This is a genomic window from Anaerolineales bacterium (genome assembly GCA_022866145.1).
Taxonomy (GTDB): domain Bacteria; phylum Chloroflexota; class Anaerolineae; order Anaerolineales; family E44-bin32; genus PFL42.
In genome coordinates this window covers 1-4580 of sequence record JALHUE010000520.1, presented here as the reverse complement: position 1 = coordinate 4580, position 4580 = coordinate 1, and the positions used below count along the sequence as shown (strand labels likewise).

Here is a 4580-nt window from a genome sequence, read left to right as displayed (position 1 = left end):
CGAGGCGACCGTGGCCGCCGCGGAACAGGCCTTCCGGAAGGTCCGAACTGACTAGACGCTTGGGGAGAGCGAGTTTCTCGCTCGGGCCAGGGTCGCCAACACGTGGACGATCTTCATCGGCGGGCAGTCACTTCGGGGCACTTGCGAGATTGCCAGCAACGGCCGACAATGAACTCTCCAAGACGCATGCAGTTATGTCTGTTGCCTGAGCCCAGAAGACGGTCCAGGATCTGGGCCCGCAAGGTAGCCGAAAATACGTAAACCCCTACACGGAATCCGGCCAAAGGCGACCAAGGGTCTGAATCGCCTGCGTCGGGCCCTGCAAGATCCTCATCATGGGTTCCCTGGCCTCTCCCGTAGGACACCGGGACGGTGTGCGGCTTGAGCAGGCAAATCCCATCGTCGCCTCCTCGAGTCACCGACAGCCCGGCGCCTGAGGCGCCGGGCTTCATCTTGGCCAGCCACGCTGGCTCGTCAGCAGCGGGATCGGTTGCTGCACGGCCCCCGCTGCCAGCAACCCGGGATCCCTAGCCGCTTGCGGAAACTCATAGGCTTTGCTCGATGACGGACCGATGGGTGGCCACCATGTGGCCTACCGATCTCCGAAGTCCGGACGGCCATTGACAACTCCCCAAACAGGTATCCTTACCCCGGAATCTCCACTTTCACTGCTGTCGCAATGTAACGTGACATTCATCAATTGCCTCCAAGACCGGGTCCCGGGTAAGATGTTATCGATCCCGTGATCGATACCGAGATCGATAACAATGCCCCCACGGTCCAGTCGACCCAACATCAAGCAAGTCGCATCGGCGGCGGGAGTGTCGACCCAGACGGTCTCCCGCGTGATCAACGCCCGCCCAGACGTCTCGCTGGAGACGCGCAAACGCGTTCAGTCGGTCATCGAGGAATTCGGCTACCAACCCAGCGCCCTGGCGCGCAGTCTGATCCGCCAGCGCAGCTATACCCTGGGAGTTGTCACTGCTGGCCTCAAGTACATTGGCCCCTCCCGGACTCTCAACGGCATCGCCGACGCAGCCGAGGAGCTGGGCTACTCGCTTCTGCTCAAGGAACTCCCCAGGTTCGACTCGAACGACGTCGCTCCGATCTTCCAGATGCTCCACTCCCGTCACGTCGACGGAGTGATCTGGGCCGTCCCGGAGGTCGGGTCGAACCGGGATTTCGTCGATCAGCTGACGCTGGACTCGGAAGTCCCGGTTGTGTTCCTGGCGATGGAGCCTCGCCAGAACCTTATGGCAGTCTCGATCGATAACTACGCCGGAGCCCGGCTGGCCGTCGCCCACTTGCTGGATCAGGGCTACCGGCGAATCGGCCACATCGCCGGCCCGCTGGATTGGTGGGAAGCCCGCCAGCGCAAAGCCGCCTGGGAGGAATCCCTCCTGGACGCCGGCTTGGAAGCTGGAACAGACACGTATGTCGAAGGGAACTGGTCTTCGGCCAGCGGCGCCGAGGCTATCGAGCGGCTCTTCCACCAGTACCCGGAGATGGACGCCGTCTTCGTTGCCAACGATCAGATGGCCTTGAGCGTCATGCAGGCTGCCTGCAAGAAGGGCATCGACATCCCGCGGGAGTTGGGCGTTGTCGGTTTCGACAACATCGTCGAGTCCGCCTACTACTGGCCTCCTCTGACGACGATCGAACAGGACCAACATGCGTTGGGACAGGTCGCCGTGGAGGAGGTGATTCGGCTGATTGGATTCCAGTGGGCAGCCATCGCGGCGCCCGCCCCCACCCCGGTCGTGCTGTCTCCGACTCTGGTCGTCCGTCAGAGCTCAGTCCGACCGTCCCCGTAAAACGGGAACATGAAAGGAGGCCAGGCAGGAGAGATGAGAAGGCCGCCAGAGGCGCCAACCCGCCCACAGGTCCGACCTGCGTCCGAGGACCGAGGCACAATTTCAACCGTCAAGACCGCCTCGATCAACGCAGGACCAGCATTTCCGCCCGAACTTGACAATGGGCACAAATCGAGAGAAGGAGGAACAACATGTACCGCATCAAGACAATCGCCTTTCTGTTCCTTGTAGCCGCCTTCGTCCTGGGCGCCTGCGCGCCGGCTGCCCCGGCGACCGAGGCACCAGCGGCGCCGGCCACCGAGGCCCCGGCGGCTCCTGCCACCGAGGCTCCACCCGCGGCCCCGGCCGCCGGGCTGGCCTGCGCGCCGAACTGCGAGTACTCGGACCTGGTCGTGGGATTCCTGCAGACCGGATCCGAGGGCGGCTGGCGCGCGGCCAACACGGCCTCGTTCAAGGAAACCGCCGAGCAGGTAGGCCTGGATCTGAAGTTCTATGATTCCCAGAACGATCTGGCCAACCAGGTGGCGGGGTTCCGCCAGTTCATCCAGGATCCTGAGGTGAACGCGATCGTCCTGGCCGCCCTCGAGACCACGGGCTGGGAGGATGTTCTGAAGGAAGCGCAGGATGCTGGCAAGATCGTTGTTCTGGAGGACCGCCGCATCGATGCTCCCGAGGACCTCTACGCCACCTACATCGGCTCCGACTTCGCCGAAGAAGGCCGGAAGTCCGCCGACGAGATGTGCGCGATGCTGGAAGGAAGCGAAACGAAGGTCGTCTGGGAGCTGGTCGGCAATGTCGGTTCGTCAGCCGCCAAGGACCGCGGCCAGGGATTCCGCGAGCGGATGGGCGAATGCGGAATCACGATCGCCAACAGCCAAACGGGGAACTGGAGCGCCACCGAAGGCAAAGCAGTCACCGAAGCCTGGCTGAAGGAGAGCAAGGAAGTCGACGGGATCTTCGCCCAGAACGACGAGATGGCCCTGGGCGCTATTGAGGCCCTGAAGGAAGCCGGCCTGGTCCCGAACGAGGATGTGAAGGTTCTTTCCGTCGATGCTACGGCAGGTGCCTTCAAGTCGATGCTCGACGGCGAGTTGGGCGTCACCGTGGAGTGCAACCCGCTGCTGGCTGCGCAGGTGTACGAAGCGGCCCTGAAGGCCGCCAACGGCGAGGAGCTCCCCAAGTGGGTGCCTTCGCAGGAAGGCATCTTCAGAGCTTCGGACCCGAACCTGCAGGAGATCGCCGACGGCCGCAAGTACTAGCCGTAACTGGGGAGTCTGCGCTCCGTTCAACGTACCGAGCGCGGACCCCCGGGACGTACCTGACCGATAAGGTGGACAGGGCTCGAGAGGGGCGGCGGTGGACGCCGCCCCTCTCGCCCCAACCTGGAAGGGGAAGAATGCCCATGCCGCAGCGAGACCCCAGCAGCCTGCTCGTCTCCATGCAGCGTATCTCGAAGTCCTTCCCCGGGGTGCAGGCCCTGATCGAGGTCGATTTTGACCTTCACGCAGGCGAGATCCACGCCCTGATGGGCGGCAATGGCGCCGGGAAGTCCACTCTCATCAAGATCCTCACGGGCGTCGAGAAACCCGACAGCGGTCGCATCCTGCTGGAGGGCAAGGAAGTCGTCGTACGCTCGCCACAGCACGCCCAGACGCTGGGCATCAGCACGGTCTACCAGGAAATCAACCTGTGCCCCAACCTGACGGTGGCGGAGAACATCCTCATCGGTCGCCAGCCGATGCGATTCGGAGCGATCGACTGGAAGAGGATGAACCGCGAGGCCAGGGAGATCCTCCTCCGGGTCCTCGGGATGGACATCGACGTGACCCGCACCCTTGGGGACTACTCCGTCGCCATCCAGCAGATGGTCGCCATCGCTCGCGCTCTCGAGATCGAGTCGGCGAAGGTGTTGATCCTGGACGAGCCAACCTCCAGCCTGTCATCGCACGAGACTGAGCAGTTGTTCGAGGTGATGCGACGGCTCCAGGGCAAGCTGGTCGGAATCACATTCATCACGCATTTCATCGACCAGGCCTACCGAATCTCGGATCGCGTCACAGTGATCCGCAATGGAAGGCTGGTCGGCACGTACGAAACGGAGTCCCTGCCGAAAATGGAGCTGGTCGAGAAGATGATCGGCAGGACAATCACCGAGTTCTCCGAGATCTCGAAGATCAAAGCCGCCACCGGAGAACAGATCGGAGCCCAGCCCATCGTTACGACCCGCGACCTGGGCTTGAGCGGCGACGTCTATCCCTTTGACCTGACACTGTACCCGGGCGAGGTCCTGGGCCTTGCGGGCCTGGTCGGGTCGGGCCGGACGGAGGCCGCCGGGCTGCTGTACGGGCTGGAGTCGCCCGACAGCGGCTCGATGGAGGTCGAGGGGAAGGTGGTGACCAGGTTCTCCCCATTCGCCTCGATCACCCGCGGATTGGTGCTGACGCCCGAAGACCGAAAGGGGGCAGGGATTATCGATCACCTTTCGGTACGGGAGAACATCATCCTCGCCCTTCAGGTCGGTCAGGGCTGGTTCAGGTTCCTCCGCCGACAGCAGCAGGACGAGATCGCCGAGAGGTACGTCGAGCTGTTGGGGATCGCCACGCCATCGCTCGACGCCCCCGTCAAGAACCTGAGCGGCGGCAACCAGCAGAAGGTCATCCTGGCCAGATGGCTGGCCATGAATCCGCGCGTGCTGATCCTCGACGAACCGACCCGCGGGATCGATGTGGGCACCAAGGCGGAGATCCAGAAACTTGTCCTCTCGCT

At 63.3% G+C, this 4580-nt stretch carries 3 protein-coding genes; all 3 read left to right on the top strand.

Annotated features, from left to right (window positions below; translation table 11 throughout):
* Positions 1 to 821 precede the first annotated feature (821 nt).
* Positions 822 to 1814: a substrate-binding domain-containing protein gene (locus tag MUO23_15050; GenBank protein ID MCJ7514269.1), complete on the top strand. Its 993-nt coding sequence runs from the start codon at positions 822 to 824 to the stop codon at positions 1812 to 1814.
* Positions 1815 to 2005: 191 nt separating this feature from the next.
* A complete protein-coding gene (locus MUO23_15045; protein ID MCJ7514268.1) occupies positions 2006 to 3073 on the top strand; it encodes an ABC transporter substrate-binding protein in 1068 nt (355 codons plus the stop codon).
* A 143-nt stretch (positions 3074 to 3216) separates the two neighbouring features.
* A partial coding sequence (locus MUO23_15040) for a sugar ABC transporter ATP-binding protein (GenBank protein ID MCJ7514267.1) occupies positions 3217 to 4580 on the top strand: 1364 nt, incomplete at its 3' end.